Consider the following 18647-nt stretch of genomic DNA (forward strand, 5'->3'; position numbering starts at 1 on the left):
AGGGTTTTGACCAGAAGAGTAATCACCATGATCGCAAAAGATTTTGCTCAACAGTTGTTTAACCTGCAGGACCGCGTTGCCTTTGTCACCGGCGCGGGCAGTGGTATTGGCCAGATGATTGCTTACGGGCTCGCCAGCGCGGGCGCGCGCGTCGTCGGTTTCGATTTGCGCGAAGACGGGGGACTTGCCGAAACCGTGCGTCATATTGAAGCGATAGGCGGCGAAGCCTGCTTTTATACCGGGGATGTGCGCCAGCTAAGCGATCTTCGCGCTGGCGTCGCGCTGGCCAAAAGTCGCTTCGGCCGTCTCGATATCGCCGTCAATGCCGCCGGTATCGCCAACGCCAACCCGGCGCTGGAGATGGAGACGGAACAGTGGCAGCGGGTTATTGATATCAATCTCACCGGCGTCTGGAACTCCTGTAAAGCGGAAGCGGAACTGATGCTGGAATCCGGCGGCGGCTCGATTATTAATATTGCCTCGATGTCGGGAATTATCGTTAACCGCGGGCTAGAACAGGCGCATTACAACAGCGCCAAAGCCGGCGTGATTCATCTCTCTAAAAGCCTTGCCATGGAGTGGGTCGGCAAAGGGATTCGCGTCAACTCAATGAGCCCGGGTTACACCGCGACGCCGATGAATACCCGTCCTGAAATGGTCCATCAGACTCGCGAATTTGAAAACCAGACGCCCATTCAGCGCATGGCAAAAGTTGAAGAGATGGCGGGGCCGGCTCTGTTTCTCGCCAGCGACGCCGCCTCATTTTGTACCGGCGTTGATTTGGTCGTTGATGGCGGATTTATCTGCTGGTAAGCCGCGCATATCGCGACATTCGCTCGAAAAAAGGCGCCCACAGGGCGCCTTTTTCCTCACTCCACCGTCCGCCGCCTACATCCCGGGAAACATCACGCTGTTCCCCGGCGCTTCCCGGTGCAGATGGATAAAGTTCAGGTGACGCTCGTACTGATCGAGAATATCGGTGATCACCTGCTCCTTGCTGTAGTCCATCAGGTCGTTGCCCTGGCTGCCCTCCAGCAGGAAAGTCTCCAGACGATAGTAGGTCGATTTACCGCTGCGCGCCCGGTAGGTGAAGCCCGGAATCGAATACTGCTGCGGCCAGATCTGATAGACAAAATTCTGTTCATCGCCCATATGCACCAGCAGGTCGAGATGGCCCAGATTATCCCCCTCCTCCGGCGGTAAACTTTTCAGATCCACATAGGCGCCGCGCAATTTAAGCTCCTGCGCCACCTCCTCCATCGCCGGGTAGCACACCGTCTCCATCATCTGACGCGTATAGCGGGTTCCCGGATAGTTCATCAACCGCGACAGGCGTTTCTTCCAGCTCAGTCGATCCTGCACGCCGAGCGGGCGCGGGGCGGTATCGCGACTGGCGCTCTCGCGGCGATAATCTTCGACCTTCAATGATTTATACAACCCCGCCATCACAAAGAAGATCACGAAACTAAACGGCAGCCCCATGATCACCGTGGTGTTCTGCAGCGCCGAAATCCCGTTGGTCATCAGCATTCCGATGGTCAGCAGACCGATAGCAACCGACCAGAAGATACGCAGCCAGTTCGGCGCATCGCTGTTGATATCTTTGAGTTTCGAGGTGAAGTTCCCCAGCACCAGCGCCCCTGAGTCAGCGGAAGTCACATAGAACAGCAGCCCGGTGATGGTGGCGACCGAGGCGCTGAAGGTAAAGGCCGGGTACTGGGCCAGCAGGTTATAGAAGCCGCGCTCCGGATGAGCCATCGCCTCTTCGGCAAAGGCGACATTGCCGTGAATAATTTCGTACAGCGCGCTGTTACCGAAGACCGACAGCCAGAGTAAGGTGAAGGTAAACGGAATAATCAGCGTCCCCAGCACAAACTGACGAATGGTGCGCCCGCGCGAGATACGCGCCAGGAACAGCCCCACAAACGGTGACCAGGCAACCCACCAGGCCCAGAAAAACAGCGTCCAGTTGTTCATCCACTCGACCGGGCGATCGAAAGCGAAGCTGTTGAGGGTCATGCCCATAAAGCGGTTCACGTAGTCGCCAACGTTTAGCACCAGCGCGTTCATCAGAAACTCGGTATCGCCCATAAACAAGATGAACAGAATCAGCCCCAGCGCCAGCACCACGTTCAGTTCGGAGAGAATACGAATCCCTTTATCGACCCCGGAGGTCACCGAAATCGTGGCGATAATCACCGACAGGACAATCAGCGCCGCTTTCGCCCCCAGCGAATCCGGAATATCAAACAGCACGTTCAGACCATAATTAAGCTGTACGACCCCGATCCCCAGCGTCGTGGCAATCCCAAAAATGGTCCCGACCACCGCCGCAATATCCACGCTATGGCCGATGGGACCATCGATTTTTTTACCGAAAATGGGATAGAGGGCGGAGCGTATGGTGAGCGGCAAATTATAACGATAGCTAAAGTATCCTAGCGCCATACCCATCAGAGCATACATCGACCAGCCGGTCAGCCCGTAGTGGAACAAGGTCCAGACCATCGACTGACGCGCGGCCTCCATGGTCTGCCCGGCTCCTTCCGGCGGCTGCATATACTGGGTGACCGGTTCGGCGACCGAGAAGAACATCAGGTCGATACCGATACCGGCGGCAAACAGCATCGCCGCCCAGCTCAGCATGCTGAACTCCGGTTTGGAGTGCTCAGGCCCGAGCTTCACCGAACCGAAGCGCGAGCAGGCAATGCAGACCACAAACACGATATACAGCGTGGCCGCCAGCAAATAGTACCAGCCAAAAGTCGTTGAAACCCAGTTCAGGGTACGGCCAATCCAGGCCGCGGAAAAATCGCTGAAGAAGATAGTCATCAGGGAAAACAACAAAATCAGTCCGGCGGAAGTATAAAAAACCACCGGATTGATTTTGTCCTTTTCTCTGCTCGGCGAAAGGTCTGTCATCCAGTATCCTCACTGTTTTTGTAACTATTAAAATCCAAAACCGCAACAATTAAGACACATTTTATATTGAACGTCCAATCAAAAACCGCTTTAATAGATAAACAAATCTGATGAATGGAACCAAGGAAATGCCCAAACTGGGGATGCAACCGATACGCCAGCGGCAGCTTATTGACGCCACCCTCGAGGCGATAAACGCGGTGGGAATGCACGATGCCACTATCGCGCAAATTGCCCGACGGGCGGGCGTATCGACCGGCATCATTAGTCACTATTTCAAGGATAAGAACGGTCTGCTGGAAGCAACGATGCGCGACATCACCGGCCAGCTCCGGCTGGCGGTACTGAGCCGTTTGCACGCGCTGCCGGGCGCCAGCGCCGAACGGCGGCTGCGGGCCATCGTGGCGGGTAATTTCGACGACAGCCAGATAAGCAGCGCGGCGATGAAAGCCTGGCTCGCCTTCTGGGCCAGCAGCATGCATCAACCGATGCTCTACCGTCTGCAGCAGGTCTGCAGCCGACGTCTGCTGTCGAACATCGTCTATGAATTTCAGCGCGAGCTGCCGCGCCAGCAGGCGCAGGAGGCCGGTTATGGTCTCGCCGCCTTAATCGACGGACTGTGGCTACGCGCGGCGCTGAGCGGTAAACCGCTCGATAAAGCCCGCGCCGAAACGCTCGCCGACCATTTCATCAGCCAGTATCTGCCACCGACGTCTCAATAATGGAGGAAACCATGTCCCGAATGGCCGAACAGCAGCTTTATATCCACGGTGGTTACGTCCCTGCCACCAGCGGGAAAACCTTCGAGACCCTCAACCCTGCCAACGGGGAAGTACTGGCGACAGTCCAGGCCGCGGGTCGCGACGATGTCGACCGGGCGGTAAAGAGCGCCCAACAAGGGCAAAAAATCTGGGCGGCGATGAGCGCCATGGCACGTTCGCGTATCCTGCGCAAAGCGGTGGATATTCTGCGCGAGCGTAACGACGAACTGGCGCGGCTGGAGACGCTGGATACCGGTAAACCGCTGAGCGAAACCGCCCATGTCGATATCGTCACCGGCGCCGATGTGCTGGAGTATTACGCCGGACTGATCCCGGCGCTCGAAGGCAGTCAGATCCCGCTGCGCGACAGTTCATTCATCTATACCCGCCGCGAGCCGCTCGGTGTCGTGGCCGGGATCGGCGCCTGGAACTACCCGATTCAGATCGCGCTGTGGAAATCCGCTCCGGCGCTGGCCGCCGGTAACGCCATGATTTTTAAACCGAGTGAAGTCACCCCGCTCACCGCCCTGAAGCTGGCGGAAATCTACCGCGAAGCCGGCCTGCCGGACGGCGTATTTAACGTCCTGCCGGGCATCGGCGCCGAAACCGGGCAGTACCTGACCGAACATCCGGACATTGCCAAAATCTCCTTTACCGGCGGCGTCGCCAGCGGCAAAAAAGTGATGGCCAACTCCGCCGCCTCATCGCTGAAAGAGGTGACCATGGAGCTGGGCGGCAAGTCGCCGCTGATTGTCTGCGACGATGCCGATCTCGACCTCGCCGCCGATATCGCGATGATGGCCAACTTCTACAGCTCCGGCCAGGTCTGCACCAACGGTACCCGGGTGTTTGTTCCGACGCGGGCTAAAGCGGCGTTCGAGGAAAAAATTCTCGCCCGCGTGGCGCGGATTCGTCCCGGCGACCCGTTTGAGGAAACAACCAACTTCGGTCCGCTGGTGAGCTTCCCGCATCGCGAAAATGTCCTGCGCTATATCGCCAGCGGTAAGCAGGAAGGGGCGCGTCTGCTGTGCGGCGGCGGTGTGCTGCAAGGCGATGACTTCGCCAGCGGCGCGTGGGTCGCCCCCACGGTATTTAGCGACTGCCGCGATGATATGACCATCGTACGGGAAGAGATCTTTGGCCCGGTGATGTCGATTCTGACCTATGACGATGAGGCAGAAGTGATTCGCCGCGCCAACGCCACCGAATACGGCCTTGCCGCCGGCGTGGTGACGGCGAATTTAAACCGCGCCCACCGCATCATTCATCAGCTTGAGGCCGGGATCTGCTGGATCAACAGCTGGGGAGAGTCCCCGGCGGAGATGCCGGTCGGCGGCTATAAGCACTCCGGTATCGGCCGCGAAAACGGCGTGATGACGCTCCAGAGCTACACCCAGGTGAAATCCATCCAGGTTGAGATGGGTCAGTTTCAATCCATATTTTAACCAGGAGGTCATTTTTGCAATTTGACTACATCATTATTGGTGCCGGCTCTGCCGGCAACGTACTGGCGACACGACTGACGGAAGATCCTCATACCACCGTCCTGCTGCTGGAAGCCGGCGGCCCGGATTATCGTTTTGATTTCCGCACCCAGATGCCCGCCGCGCTGGCTTTTCCGCTACAGGGCCGACGCTATAACTGGGCCTACGAGACCGAACCCGAACCGCATATGAATAACCGGCGCATGGAGTGCGGTCGCGGCAAGGGGCTCGGCGGCTCGTCGCTGATTAACGGCATGTGCTACATCCGCGGTAATGCAATGGACCTCGACAACTGGGCCACCGCGCCGGGGCTTGAGCAGTGGAGCTATCTTGACTGTCTGCCCTACTACCGCAAAGCGGAAACCCGCGATATCGGCGCCAACGACTACCACGGCGGCGATGGCCCGGTGAGCGTCACCACGCCGAAGCAGAATAATAATCCGCTGTTCCATGCCATGGTGGAAGCCGGTGTCCAGGCCGGCTATCCGCGCACCGACGATCTCAATGGCTACCAGCAGGAGGGATTCGGACCGATGGATCGCACCGTGACCCCGCAGGGACGCCGGGCCAGTACCGCCCGCGGCTATCTTGACCAGGCCCGCGCGCGCCCAAACCTGACGATTCGCACCCATGCGCTGACCGACCATATTATTTTTGCCGGTAAGCGCGCGGTAGGCGTGGAGTGGCTGGAGGGCGATAGCACCGCGCCGTCAAAAGCAACGGCCAGTAAAGAAGTGCTGCTCTGCGCGGGAGCCATCGCTTCGCCGCAGATTCTGCAACGTTCCGGCGTCGGCGATCCCGAACTGCTACGCCAGTTTGATATCCCGCTGGTGCACGCCCTGCCCGGCGTCGGTGAAAACCTGCAGGACCACCTGGAGATGTATTTGCAATACGAGTGCAAGGAGCCGGTGTCGCTCTATCCGGCGCTGCAATGGTGGAATCAGCCGAAAATTGGCGCTGAATGGCTGTTCGGCGGGACCGGCATCGGCGCCAGCAACCAGTTTGAAGCGGGCGGGTTTATTCGCAGCCGGGAGGCGTTTGCGTGGCCGAATATTCAGTATCACTTCCTGCCGGTGGCGATTAACTACAACGGTTCGAATGCGGTGAAAGAGCACGGCTTCCAGTGCCACGTCGGCTCCATGCGTTCGCCCAGCCGCGGCCATGTGCGCCTGAAATCACGCGACCCGCATGAGCATCCGGCAATTCTGTTCAACTATATGTCCAGCGAACAGGACTGGCAGGAGTTCCGCGACGCGATCCGCATCACCCGCGACATCATGAACCAGCCGGCGCTGGATAAATATCGCGGCCGGGAAATCAGCCCGGGTCTGGCGTGCCAGAGCGATGCCGAGCTGGATGAGTTCGTGCGTAATCACGCCGAGACCGCTTTCCATCCCTGCGGGACCTGTAAAATGGGCTATGACGAAATGGCGGTGGTCGATGGCGAGGGGCGGGTTCACGGTCTGGAAGGGCTGCGGGTAGTGGATGCGTCGATTATGCCGCAGATCATCACCGGCAACCTCAACGCTACCACCATCATGATTGGCGAGAAGATAGCCGATGCCATTCGCGGCCGCGCGCCGCTGCCGCGCAGCACGGCGCGCTATTATGTGGCGAACGGCGCGCCGGTGCGTCGTCAGGCCGCTGTTGAGGGATAGCAAGCCTGCTCGGGCTTGTGTTCTGACATCTCTGCCGGGCGGCGGCTGACGCCTTGCCCGGCCTACGACAGCGAGTCTGTTCCGTAGAATCAGTCTACCGCCCCTGTTTGTCGCGAAGCCCTTACCTGCCTACCGGCACTGCGCCGGTAGGCCCATGCAGGCGAAGCGCCGCCGTATTTGTGAATAAGAAAGATTGACTGACTGGAGGTAGGCCCGCGCAAGCGAAGCGCCGCCGGGCAATTCCCGATGCACACACATTGTCCGCTGGCTGCAATCAGCGAAAATCCTCCAGTCGCTTCAGCTGTCTCCCTTCACCATCAAAATTCTCCGCCGCCAGCCATGCGCGCAGCGCCGCATCCCGCGCCGCCCACTCGCTATCAATAATCGACAGCTGGTCGCTATCGCGGGTGCGCCCTTTCCGCACCATTTTTTGCCGCAGACACCCTTCCCAGGTAAAACCCAGGCGCTCCGCCGCCCGTCGTGAGGCAATATTCATCGAATCACATTTCCACTCCAGCCGGCGATAGCCCTGCCCGAAGGCATTTTTCAGCAACAGCCATACCGCTTCCGTGCCCAGCGGCGTGTTCTTCATCTTCCGCGACCAGGTCACATGGCCGATTTCAACGGTCCCCATTGCCCGATCGATGGCCATATAGCTGACCAGCCCAACCGCCCGCTCGGTCTGCAGATCGATAACCGCAAACGGCACCAGCGCATCATCGTTGACTTTACCTGCCACCCAGTGGGTCGTCGCTTCCACGCTTGCCGGACAGGTGCTGGCCAGCCATGTCCAGTCGCTCTCATCTCCCAACGCGTAGGCGGCGAACAGATCGGCGGCATGGCGCTGCACCTCCAGCGGCTCAAGCCGGCAAAAGCGCCCGCTTAACGGCGTGCGTTTCAGGATCCTGGCCCCCTGCCAGTCTGCGACAACATCATTCACCACCTGACCATATTGATTGATTTCCGGCATGCCCGCACCCCGTTGAATTGTAATGAAATTGTTATATCAAGAAGCGCGGCGGACAAAAAGCGCGCCGCCGCTTTTTTTCATTAATAACCCGACGCTATGAATTATTCTTTTTAAGCATAAGCTTATCCGTATTTTGACTTTACGACTGCGGGGAAGCGGCCTAACGTAGCGAAGCATAAATAATCAAAACAACATTTTTTCAGGGATTGCACATGACCAAAAAACTGCTGTCTTTACTGGTGCTGACCGCACTCTCCGCCGCCGTCCATGCCGCGACACCGCCCTCCACCCTGGTCGTTGCCCAGGGTCTTGACGACATCGTCAGCCTCGACCCGGCAGAAGCCAATGAGCTTTCCAGCATTCAGACGGTACCGAGTCTCTACCAGCGCCTGGTTCAGCCAGATCGCGACAACCCTGAAAAAATCACCCCGATTCTGGCCGCAAGCTGGCAGGCCGACCCGGCGGCGAAAACCTTGACCATCAAGCTGAAGCCCGATGCCAAATTTGCTTCGGGCAACCCGCTGCGTCCGGAAGACATTATCTTCTCCTATACCCGCGCGGTGACGCTGAATAAGTCCCCCGCGTTTATCCTCAACGTCCTCGGCTGGCAGCCGGACAACATCGCCAGCCAGCTGAAAAAGGTCGATGACCATACGCTGCAGCTGCACTGGACCGCTGACGTCAGTCCGGCGGTCGCGCTGAATATCCTCTCCACGCCGATCGCCTCCATCGTGGATGAAAAGCTGGTGGCGCCGAACGTCAAAGATAACGATTTCGGTAACAGCTGGCTGAAAATGCACTCGGCGGGCAGCGGCGCGTTCAAAATGCGCGTCTATCAGCCGCATCAGGCCATCGTGCTGGAGGCCAACAACAGCTCGCCTACCGGGGCGCCGAAGCTGAAAAGCATCATTATTAAAAACGTCCCCGATCCGGCCTCTCGCCGCCTGCTGATTCAACAGGGTGATGCCGATATCGCCCGCGATCTCGGCGCCGATCAGATAGCCGCCCTGCAGGGGAAACCCGGCGTTAACGTGCTGAGCATTCCCTCCGCCGAGCAGAATTACCTGGCATTCAACACCGGCAACAGCGCTAACCCGCTGCTGAAAAACCCGGCCCTGTGGGAAGCCGCGCGCTGGCTGGTGGACTACGACGGCATCACCAAAGATCTGCTTAAAGGCCAGTATTTTGTGCATCAGAGCTTCCTGCCGGTTGGTCTGCCGGGCGCGCTGGATAATAATCCGTTCAAATTTGACCCGGAGAAGGCCAAAGCGATTCTCGCCAAAGCGGGGATTAAGGACGCGCACTTCACTCTTGATGTCGAGAACAAACCGCCGTTCATTACTATCGCCCAGTCGATGCAGGCCAGCTTTGCCCAGGGCGGCGTGAAGATTGACCTGCTGCCGGCAGCGGGCAGCCAGGTGTATGCCCGCGTGCGCGCGAAGCAGCACCAGGCAGCTATTCGCCTGTGGATCCCGGACTATTTTGACGCCCACTCCAACGCCAGCGCCTTCGCGTGGAATGATGGTAAATCCAGCACCGTTGCCGGTCTCAACGGCTGGCAGATCCCGCAGCTAAATAAAGAAACCCAGGCGGCGGTCGCCGAAGCGGATCCGGCAAAACGCCTCGATCTGTACAAAAAAATGCAGGAAGAGCTGCAGCGCAGTTCGCCGTATGTATTTGTTGACCAAGGGAAAACGCAGATCGTGGTCCGCGATAACGTCAAAGGCTATCAGCAGGGCCTCAACGCCGATATGGTCTGGTACGATAACGTCACCAAGTAATTTCCCTTGTTGCCGGGTGGCGCTGCGCTTACCCGGCCCGGGTTCTCGTTTTTTGTAGGCCGGGTAAGGCGAAGCCGCCTCCCGGTATGAAGAGACTTCCCATGCCACATCTTTCCACGCGCGTGCTTCAGGGGCTGCTTACCCTGCTACTCACGCTCTTTGGGCTGTTGCTCGTCACGTTCGCGCTTTCCGCGTTTTCACCTGTCGATCGGGTGCTGCAAATCGTCGGCGATCATGCCAGCCAGTCGACCTATGATCAGGTTCGCCACCAGCTCGGGCTCGATCGCCCGCTGCCGGTGCAGTTCTGGCACTATCTGGTTAACCTTGCCCACGGCGACCTCGGCACGGCCAGCTCCACCGGCCAGCCGGTGCTGCACGACCTGCTCACCACCTTTCCCGCCACCCTCGAACTGGCCACCCTGGCGCTGATCGTCGGGGCGCTGTTCGGGGTGATTGCCGGCGTGCTGTGCGCCCGCTACGCCGGTTCGCCGTGGGATCTGGCGGTACGCACCTTGACCTTGATCGGCAACTCGGTTCCCATTTTCTGGCTCGGGCTGCTAATGCTGGCGTTGTTCTACGCCAAATTGCAGTGGACGCCGGGCCCCGGGCGACTGGACGATATCTATCAATATACCGTCGAACCGCGAACCGGCTTCGTGCTGATTGATACCTGGCTCTCTGGCGATAAAGAGGCCTTCAAAAACGCCATTGGCCATCTGCTGCTGCCGGTGCTGCTGCTGGGATACTATTCGCTGGCCAGCATCACCCGTCTGACGCGTTCCGCCTGCCTCAGCGAGATGAATAAAGAGTACATCCTGCTGGCGCGCGCCAAAGGGGCCAGCGAAATGACGATTCTGCTGCGGCACGTACTCCCCAACATTCGCGGCACTCTGCTGACGGTCATCGCCCTGGCCTGGACCTCGATGCTGGAAGGCGCGGTGCTGACGGAAACCGTCTTCTCATGGCCGGGAATTGGCCGCTACCTGACTACCGCGCTGTTCGCCGGGGATACCACGGCGATCATGGGCGGTACGCTGCTGATTGGCGCCAGCTTTGTGTTCATTAACAATCTCACCGACCTGCTGGTGCGGTTGACCGACCCGAGGGTACGCTGATGCCGGCTTATCTGTTTTTGCGTCGTTTGCGTCGCTCCCCCGCCGCCTTTTTCGGGCTGATCGTCATCGCGCTGCTCCTGCTGGTGGCGCTGTTCGCGCCGTGGCTGGCGCCGCTCGATCCCAACTGGCAGGATGCCGCGGCACGCCTGCAAAGCCCCGATGCCCGGCACTGGCTCGGCACCGACAGCTATGGCCGCGACCTGCTCTCTCGCCTGATTTACGGCGCGCGCCCGGCGCTGGGGCTGGTGGCGTTAGTCACGCTGATTACGCTCCCCGCCGGTCTGCTGGTGGGGATTCTTTCCGGCTATTACGGCGGCTGGCTGGAGCGTATTCTGATGCGATTTACCGACGTGGTGATGTCAATGCCGCGGCTGATCCTCGCCTTTGCCTTTGTCGCCATGCTGGGGCCTGGGTTGGTTAACGGTGCGCTGGCACTGGCGCTCACCACCTGGCCCGCCTACGCTCGCCAGGCGCGGAGCGAAATTCAACGTCTGCGCCATAGCGATTATCTGGCCGCGGCGGAAATGATGGGCATTCGCGGCTGGCGGCTGCTGACTGGCCATATTTTACCGCTGTGCCTGCCTTCCGCCATCGTGCGCCTGGCGCTGGATCTCGCCGGCATTATTCTCGCCGCCGCCGGGCTCGGTTTCCTCGGTCTCGGCGCGCGTCCGCCGATGGCGGAATGGGGGGCGATGATCGCCGACGGAATGCAGGTTATTTTCGATCAGTGGTGGATTGCCGCCGCGCCCGGGGCGGTGATCCTGATAGCCAGCCTGGCTTTTAACCTGCTGGGCGACGGCCTGCGCGATGTTCTGGAGCCGCAACATGACTGATACCCGACTCACCGTTCAGGGGTTAAGCATCGACTACCCCTCTGCCCGGGTGGTGAATAACGTCAGCTTTACGCTCGGCAACGAGCGGCTGGCGCTGGTGGGCGAATCCGGTTCCGGCAAATCAATGACCGCCCGCGCGCTGATGGGACTGGTGCGTCGTCCGGGCGTGGTCAGCGCAGAAACGCTGAACGTGCTGGGACACGATCTTCTGACCCTCAACGATCGCCGCTGGCGCGCGCTGCGCGGCAACGATATCGCCATGGTGCTGCAGGATCCGCGCTATGCGCTGAATCCGGTACAGACCATTCAGGCACAGCTGGAAGAGGCATTAACGCTGCATCAGCGCCTGAGCCGCCGCGCGCGGCAGGAGGCGGTGAAAGCCGCCGTTGCCGCCGTCGGCCTCGATTTACCCGTACTCAGCCGCTACCCCGGCGAACTCTCTGGCGGGATGGGGCAACGGGTGATGATCGCCATTGCGCTGTTGAACAACCCGAAGGTGCTGATTGCCGACGAGCCGACCTCGGCGCTCGATTCCCGCCTGCGCAATCAGATCCTCGAACTGCTGGTGGAACAGTGCGAGCAGCGGCAAATGGCGATGCTGCTGATCAGCCACGATCTGCCGCTGGTGGCGCAACATTGCCACCGGGTACTGGTGATGTACCAGGGGGCGCAGGTCGATGAGATGCCCGCCCGCGAGCTGCCTCAGGCCACGCATCCCTACACCCGTACGCTGTGGACCTGTCGTCCCGATGCGAGCACCTACGGCCAGATGCTGCCCACTCTCGACAGAACACTGGACTTTACGGAGGCGGCGCATGGCAGTCGTTAATCTCGATGCATTGCAGGTCATTTTTGCGGAAAAAACGGCGGTGTCCGCCGCCAGCTTCAGCGTTGAGGCCGGGGAAACCTTCAGCCTGATCGGCGCTTCCGGCTGCGGGAAATCGACGATTCTGCGGGTTCTCGCCGGACTACAGCGCGAGTGGCGCGGCGGCGTTCAGCTGTTTGGCAAAGCGATAGCCCCCGGCGTTCGTTTTCAGGGCGAGCTGCGCCGCAACGTGCAGATGGTGTTTCAGGATCCCTATGCCTCTCTGCACCCCAACCATACGCTGTGGCGTACCCTGGCCGAACCGCTGAAAATCCACGGTCTCGACGCCATCCGGCAGCGGGTCGATACCGCGCTGGAACAGGTGGGGCTCCCCGCCGACGCCGCGCGTCGTTATCCGCATCAGCTTTCCGGCGGCCAGCGCCAGCGCGTGGCCATTGCGCGCGCGCTGCTGCTGCGCCCGCAGATCCTGCTGTTAGATGAGCCCACCTCGGCGCTGGATATGTCGGTACAGGCGGAAATTCTCAATCTGTTGAACCGATTGAAGCAGGAGCACGGCATGACCTATCTGCTGGTCAGTCATGATGCCGATGTGATTGCACATATGTCGGATCGGGCGGCATTTATGGCCGAGGGAGTCATTCAGCGCTTCTTCGATCGCGAGGCGCTGGTGAAAGGTGAACACCGGATGGCGGGATAGCCCGCCATCCGGGGAAACTCCCCGGTGGCGCTGCGCTTACCGGGGCTACGGGGTTGTGCGGTCGGGTAGCCCGGATAAGGCGCTGGCGCCGCTATCCGGGAAACTCTCGGGTGGCGCTGCGCTTACCGGGGCTACGGGGTCGTGCGGTCGGGTAGCCCGGATAAGGCGCTGGCGCCGCTATCCGGGAAACTCTCGGGTGGCGCTGCGCTTACCGGGGCTACGGGGTCGTGCGGCCGGGTAGCCCGGATAAGGCGCTGGCGCCGCTATCCGGGAACAAGGTTGGCTTATTTCGCCAGCGTGGCGAAGCGGGCGAATACGCTGTCAAAAATCGCCAGCCCTTTCGCAATCTGCTCGGCGCTGATGGTACAGGGCGGTACCACGTGAATGCGGTTTTCCACCACAAAGGCCAGCAGACCGGCTTCGGTTAAGGCCCCTTTAATCGCCGCCATATCCGCCGCGGTTAGCGGTGTTTTAGCTTCGCGGTCGCTGACCAGCTCCAGCGCCTGGAACAAGCCGCGGCCGCGGACATGACCGATGATCGCATGTTTTTCCGCCAGTGCCTCCAGCCCCGGACGCAGGACGTGATTCCCCATCTGCGCCGCGTTTTCGACGATGTTTTCCTCTTTCATGGCATCGATCGTCGCCACAATCGCCGCCATCGCCAGCGGATGGCCGGAGTAGGTCAGGCCACCGGCAAAGAAATGGTCGTCAAAATAGCGGGCAATCGGGTCGCTAATCAGCACGCCGCCCGCAGGCACATACCCGGCGTTAACCCCTTTGGCAAAGGTCACCAGATCCGGCACCACGCCATCTTGCTCGAAGGCAAACCAGCTGCCGGTACGGCCAAACCCGGCCATCACCTCATCGAGGATCAGCACAATACCAAACTCATCGGCCAGCGCCCGTACGCCCTGCATATAGCCATCAGGCGGCACCAGAATGCCAGCGGTTCCGGGAATTGACTCCAGCAAAATGGCGGCAATAGCGCCAGGGCCTTCGCACTCAATGATTCTGCGCAGATGCGCCAGCGCGCGCTGACACTCCTCCTCTTCCGTCACGGCATTAAATTCGCTGCGATAGAGGTAGGGGTTGAAAAAGTGAACGTGGCCGCGCGAGTACTCGTTCGGCACCCGGCGCCAGTCGCCGGTGGCGGCAATCGCGCTGCCGGTATTGCCGTGGTATGAACGATAGGCCGACAGCACTTTATCGCGTCCGGTATAGAGCCGCGCCATGCGGATAGCATTCTCGTTGGCGTCGGCTCCGGCATTGGTAAAGAACACTTTGCTGAAGCCTTCCGGCGCCAGCTCGACGATGCGTTTCGCCGCTTCGCCGCGGGCGAGGTTGGCGGTCGCCGGCGCAATTGTCACCAGCTCCTCCAGCTGCGCTTTCATCGCCGCCAGCACGCGCGGGTGCTGATAGCCGATATTGACGTTGACCAGCTGACTGCTGAAATCAAGGTAGGTTTTGCCTTCATAATCCCACAGTTCACAGCCTTTGGCCCCGGCAATCACCAGCGGGTTGATGTTGCCCTGTACCGACCACGAATGGAAAACATAAGCGCGATCCAGTTGGCGAACGTCATCGTTGCTTACCGTTACATCGTTCTGTATTGCCAGCTTCATACCCTGCCCTCTGATGTCATTGTTGTTGGCTCCATCATTGGTCGCCCGACGGAAAAAGGGATAGAGCCAGTCGCTCGAAAAGGTTGTGACACCGTGTCACAACGCCACCTGACAACTGGCCCTGTGTCGCCGCCCGCGGCGTTTTTATAGTGAGGGCAACAATGCGCACAGGAGAGTGAAATGACCACCAACAACATAGTGTTTATTACCGGGGCCACCTCCGGTTTTGGGGAGGCAGCGGCACAGGTGTTTGCCGAAGCGGGCTGGTCGCTGGTGCTGAGCGGCCGCCGCCTGGCGCGCCTGCAAAAACTGTATGACCGGCTGAGCCTGCTGGTGCCGGTACATATTATCGAGCTGGACGTGCGTGACAGCGAGGCCGTTGCCGCCGCGGTGGCAGAGCTGCCCGCCGCCTTTGCCGATATCAAAACGCTGATTAACAACGCCGGGCTGGCGCTGGCGCCGCAGCCGGCGCAGAAGGTCGACCTGCAGGACTGGAAAACGATGATCGATACCAACGTTACCGGCCTGGTTAACGTCACCCACGCGCTGCTGCCAACGCTCATTCAGCATGGCGCCGGCGCCAGTATCATCAATGTCGGCTCCATTGCCGGTCAGTGGCCCTATCCGGGCAGCCACGTCTACGGCGCCAGCAAAGCGTTTGTGAAGCAGTTCAGCTACAACCTGCGCTGCGATTTACTCGGTACCGGGGTGCGGGTGACCGATCTGGCGCCGGGCATTGCCGAGACCGAATTCACTCTCGTGCGCACTAAAGGCGACCAGGCGGCATCCGATAATCTGTATCGCGGCACCACCCCGCTGAGCGCGCAGGATATCGCCGGGCAGATGTTCTACATCGCCACCTTACCGGATCATATGAATATCAACCGCGTAGAAGTGATGCCGGTGCGCCAGGCCTGGCAGCCATTCGCCATTGACCGGGATTGATTGTAGACCCGCCCGATTGATCTCCCCCCTCCCCGGTGGCGCTGCGCTTACCGGGGCTACCTGTTTCCGGCCGCCTGCGGCCAGAGAAAAGCGCTGACAGCAGCTTAAGTCATTCTGCAACAACAAGACTTCCCGCGATGCTCCGGTATCCGCTGAAATCAGCGAACCGGAGCCCGGCAGGCAGGGGCTGGACGCCAGGGATGGGACGAGTAGCATCGCGTTGAGCGTCGGGAGGCGAGCGCAGCGCCGATTTCTTTGCCGTACCGTGGGGATGGTGAAGCGGGAGAGGGTTTCTCCCCCTTTATCCGTTCACGTGCCACGATGAAACAGTTCTGTGAATGGATGGTGAACGGAACCAAATACCTTGCTGCCGGAACACCTCCCCGGATAGCGGCGCGATGCGCCTTATTCAGACTTCCCGACCGCACGACCCCGTAGCCCCGGTAAGCGCAGCGCCACCGGGGGAGTTTCCCGGATAACGGCGCGATGCGCCTTATCCAGACTCCCTGACCGCACGACCCCGTTGCCCCGGTAAGCACAGCGCCACCGGGGGAGTTTCCCGGATGGCGGCGTGATGCGCCTTATCCAGACTCCCTGACCGCACAACCCCGTAGCCCCGGTAAGCGCAGCGCCACCGGGGGAGTTTCCCGGATAACGGCGCGATGCGCCTTATCCAGACTTCCCGACCGCACGACCCCGTAGCCCCGGTAAGCGCAGCGCCACCGGGGGAGTTTCCCGGATGGCGGCGCGATGCGCCTTATCCAGACTTCCCGACCGCACAACCCCGTAGCCCCGGTAAGCGCAGCGCCACCGGGGGAGTTTCCCGGATAGCGGCGCGATGCGCCTTATCCAGACTCCCTGACCGCACAACCCCGTAGCCCCGGTAAGCGCAGCGCCACCGGGGAGAGCGGCCGCAGGCGATCGGGCCCCTCGTATTAGCGGCGGCTCTGCAAAAACTGGCGTACGCGTTCAGAATCCGGGTTGGTGAAAAATTTCTCCGGCGGCGCTTTCTCAATCAACAGCCCTTTTTCGAGAAACACCACTTCATCCGATACCTGGCGGGCAAAATCCATCTCATGAGTCACCACCACCATGGTGTAGCCCTCCGCCGCCAGCGCCTTCATCACTCCCAACACTTCGTTGACCAGTTCGGGATCCAGCGCCGATGTCGGCTCGTCAAACAGAATCACTTCCGGCGACATCGCCAGCGAACGGGCAATGGCCACCCGCTGCTTCTGCCCGCCGGAGAGGGTAATCGGCCAGGCGTCGGCCTTGTGCGCCATCCCGACCTTTTCCAGCTGCTGTATGGCGATTGCCGACGCTTCATCGCGCTTCATTCCTTTGACGTGGAGCAGCGCTTCGCTGACGTTCTGCTGCACGGTCAGGTGCGGCCACAGGTTAAAGCTCTGGAACACCATCCCCACCCGCTCACGAATCTTCGACAGCTGGCGATGGGACATGGCTTTGCCATTCTGTTCATCGATCCCCAGCCGCTGGCCGCCGATATGAATCTCCCCGCGGTCCGGCTGTTCCAGCCAGTTCATGCAGCGCAGCAGCGTCGATTTACCGGAACCTGACGACCCCAGAATACTGACCACCGATCCCTTTTCGACGGTCAGGTTGATATCGCGCAGCACTTCAATATTATCAAACTGCTTAGAGACGTTTTTAATGCTTACTGCAGTGGTATCAGGCATGACTCATTCCTCTTCTGGCTCCGAGGGCGCTCAGTCGCTTAATCAGCAACTCCAGCAAAATGCTGATCGCCCAGTAGAGTGCAATCGCGACGATAAAAGCGTTAAACGGGATGAACCAGGTCGCCTGCACGCTGTTGGCCGCGGCGGTAATTTCCTGAACGGTGATAATGCTGAGAAAAGCGGTATCCTTCAGGCAAATAATCAGCTGGTTGCCGAGCAGCGGCAGCGCCGATGAGACGATATTCGGCAAAATAATCCGCCGGTATATCTGGTAACGTGAAAAGCCCTGCGCCACCGCGGCCTCAATATATCCGGCGGAGAAGACCCGACGCTGGCTGCGCAGGATTTCAAAGAAATAGGCGCCGTGGTAGATCATCAGCGCCACCAGGCCGGCACTCCAGGCGTCCATACTGATCCCCACTTCCGGCAGGCCGTAATAGAGCAGATAGGCGAGGATTAAGAACGGAATCGCGCGCATCAGGCTGACAAAACCGATAATCACCCGGTTAAGCCAGCGCTTTTGATATTCGGTCAAATAGCACAGCACAATGCCAATGGCTAACCCCACAACGGCGGCCAGAATGAATAGCTCAAGAGTGGCGATCAGGCCGGCAATAAAGCTGTCGCGCGCTGACCAGATAATGGCCCACTGATTCATAGATCCTCCGGTTGTTATCGTGCCAGGCGTTTCGCTTTACGTTCCGCCAGTCCCTGCAGCTTCAGCAGCATGCCGATTATCACGACATAAAGCAGACCCGCCGCAAGAATCGGCGACAGGGGCTCATAGGTGACGGATGAGATGCGGTTGGTCACGCGGGTCAAATCGACCACGCCGATCACCGCAATCGCCGGACTGCCTTTAATCAGGAAAGACATTTCGTTCACCAGCGCCGGCAGGCTTTCGATCCACATTTGCGGCAGCATGATGTAGCGAAAATAGGTCCAGCGGCGCATCCCCACGGATTCTGCCGCCTCACGCTGTTCACGCGGGAAGGTACGGAACGCATTGCGCCAGATTTCGGCGTTAAAAGCCGAGGTGTTGAGGGTCAGCGCCACGATTGCCGCCACGTTTTTATCCAGATTAATCCCCACCGTCGGCAGCGAGAGAAACAGAAACAGCACCAGCGTCACCAGCGGCGTGGCGCGCGCCAGGCTGATATAGACCACCAGCAGCTGGTCAATAATCGGCAGACGCAGCATCCGCACCAGCGCGATCAGCAGACCAATCACCACCCCAAAGGCGATAGCGATGGCCGAAATCCAGAGGGTCGTCCATGCGCCTTCAATCAATAACTGCCAGGAAATTACATCCATATGGCCCTCCTGTGGATTAAAA

At 59.8% G+C, this 18647-nt stretch carries 16 protein-coding genes; 10 read left to right on the top strand and 6 right to left on the bottom strand.

The window, feature by feature from the left end; genetic code table 11:
- The first annotated feature begins 27 nt into the window (after window positions 1-27).
- On the top strand, window positions 28-813 hold the full coding sequence (locus tag Q1L34_RS19450) for an SDR family oxidoreductase (protein ID WP_004859296.1): 786 nt from the start codon (window positions 28-30) through the stop codon (window positions 811-813).
- Window positions 814-888: 75 nt separating this feature from the next.
- Here Q1L34_RS19450 and Q1L34_RS19455 read toward each other — a convergent pair whose 3' ends face one another.
- Complete coding sequence (locus Q1L34_RS19455) at window positions 889-2922, bottom strand: choline transporter (RefSeq protein WP_004859293.1); 2034 nt, start codon at window positions 2920-2922, stop codon at window positions 889-891.
- A 128-nt stretch (window positions 2923-3050) separates the two neighbouring features.
- Here Q1L34_RS19455 and betI point away from each other — a divergent pair, with 128 nt between their 5' ends.
- From betI to betA, 3 genes are read left to right on the top strand one after another with little or no spacing between them, the layout of a single operon-like run.
- Window positions 3051-3644: a transcriptional regulator BetI gene (gene betI / locus Q1L34_RS19460; protein ID WP_004859289.1), complete on the top strand. Its 594-nt coding sequence runs from the start codon at window positions 3051-3053 to the stop codon at window positions 3642-3644.
- An 11-nt stretch (window positions 3645-3655) separates the two neighbouring features.
- Window positions 3656-5128, top strand: a complete 1473-nt coding sequence (betB, locus tag Q1L34_RS19465; protein ID WP_004859284.1) for a betaine-aldehyde dehydrogenase — start codon at window positions 3656-3658, stop codon at window positions 5126-5128.
- A gap of 14 nt (window positions 5129-5142) precedes the next feature.
- Window positions 5143-6825 carry a choline dehydrogenase gene (gene betA, locus Q1L34_RS19470; RefSeq protein ID WP_048024636.1) on the top strand — a complete coding sequence of 561 codons (1683 nt, stop codon included), beginning with the start codon at window positions 5143-5145 and terminating at the stop codon, window positions 6823-6825.
- Between the two features lie 274 nt (window positions 6826-7099).
- Here betA and Q1L34_RS19475 read toward each other — a convergent pair whose 3' ends face one another.
- Window positions 7100-7795 carry a GNAT family N-acetyltransferase gene (locus Q1L34_RS19475; RefSeq protein WP_054829304.1) on the bottom strand — a complete coding sequence of 232 codons (696 nt, stop codon included), beginning with the start codon at window positions 7793-7795 and terminating at the stop codon, window positions 7100-7102.
- A 212-nt stretch (window positions 7796-8007) separates the two neighbouring features.
- Between Q1L34_RS19475 and Q1L34_RS19480 the strand changes: the two genes are divergently transcribed.
- From Q1L34_RS19480 to Q1L34_RS19500, 5 genes are all read left to right on the top strand, one after another.
- Window positions 8008-9576, top strand: coding sequence for an ABC transporter substrate-binding protein (locus Q1L34_RS19480; RefSeq protein WP_004859275.1), 1569 nt, complete (start codon window positions 8008-8010; stop codon window positions 9574-9576).
- A 101-nt stretch (window positions 9577-9677) separates the two neighbouring features.
- A complete protein-coding gene (locus tag Q1L34_RS19485; protein ID WP_220667692.1) occupies window positions 9678-10691 on the top strand; it encodes an ABC transporter permease in 1014 nt (337 codons plus the stop codon).
- Window positions 10691-11524, top strand: coding sequence for an ABC transporter permease (locus Q1L34_RS19490; RefSeq protein ID WP_004859268.1), 834 nt, complete (start codon window positions 10691-10693; stop codon window positions 11522-11524). Before Q1L34_RS19485 ends, Q1L34_RS19490 begins: the two co-directional genes overlap by 1 nt.
- Window positions 11517-12353 carry an ABC transporter ATP-binding protein gene (locus Q1L34_RS19495; protein ID WP_044350480.1) on the top strand — a complete coding sequence of 279 codons (837 nt, stop codon included), beginning with the start codon at window positions 11517-11519 and terminating at the stop codon, window positions 12351-12353. Before Q1L34_RS19490 ends, Q1L34_RS19495 begins: the two co-directional genes overlap by 8 nt.
- On the top strand, window positions 12340-13047 hold the full coding sequence (locus Q1L34_RS19500) for an ABC transporter ATP-binding protein (RefSeq protein ID WP_004859262.1): 708 nt from the start codon (window positions 12340-12342) through the stop codon (window positions 13045-13047). Before Q1L34_RS19495 ends, Q1L34_RS19500 begins: the two co-directional genes overlap by 14 nt.
- A 284-nt stretch (window positions 13048-13331) precedes the next feature.
- Here the strand turns inward: Q1L34_RS19500 and Q1L34_RS19505 are convergent, their stop codons facing one another.
- The gene (locus Q1L34_RS19505) at window positions 13332-14669 is read right to left on the bottom strand and encodes an aspartate aminotransferase family protein (protein WP_032716843.1); all 1338 of its coding nucleotides are present in this window, start codon (window positions 14667-14669) and stop codon (window positions 13332-13334) included.
- Window positions 14670-14849: 180 nt separating this feature from the next.
- Here Q1L34_RS19505 and Q1L34_RS19510 point away from each other — a divergent pair, with 180 nt between their 5' ends.
- Window positions 14850-15614 carry an SDR family NAD(P)-dependent oxidoreductase gene (locus tag Q1L34_RS19510; protein WP_015584940.1) on the top strand — a complete coding sequence of 255 codons (765 nt, stop codon included), beginning with the start codon at window positions 14850-14852 and terminating at the stop codon, window positions 15612-15614.
- A gap of 935 nt (window positions 15615-16549) precedes the next feature.
- Here the strand turns inward: Q1L34_RS19510 and Q1L34_RS19515 are convergent.
- The 3 genes from Q1L34_RS19515 to Q1L34_RS19525 are packed head-to-tail and all read right to left on the bottom strand — an operon-like array spanning window position 16550 to window position 18625.
- Entirely contained in the window at window positions 16550-17311 is a 762-nt protein-coding gene (locus tag Q1L34_RS19515; RefSeq protein ID WP_004859252.1) for an amino acid ABC transporter ATP-binding protein, read from the bottom strand.
- Window positions 17304-17969 carry an amino acid ABC transporter permease gene (locus Q1L34_RS19520; RefSeq protein ID WP_004859249.1) on the bottom strand — a complete coding sequence of 222 codons (666 nt, stop codon included), beginning with the start codon at window positions 17967-17969 and terminating at the stop codon, window positions 17304-17306. Before Q1L34_RS19520 ends, Q1L34_RS19515 begins: the two co-directional genes overlap by 8 nt.
- A 14-nt stretch (window positions 17970-17983) precedes the next feature.
- Window positions 17984-18625 (bottom strand): amino acid ABC transporter permease, encoded by a 642-nt coding sequence (locus tag Q1L34_RS19525; RefSeq protein ID WP_015584941.1) that lies wholly within the window; start codon window positions 18623-18625, stop codon window positions 17984-17986.
- Between the last annotated feature and the right edge of the window lie 22 nt (window positions 18626-18647).

The sequence above is a fragment of the Klebsiella ornithinolytica genome (assembly GCF_030505655.1).
GTDB classification, from domain to species: Bacteria; Pseudomonadota; Gammaproteobacteria; order Enterobacterales; family Enterobacteriaceae; genus Klebsiella; species Klebsiella ornithinolytica.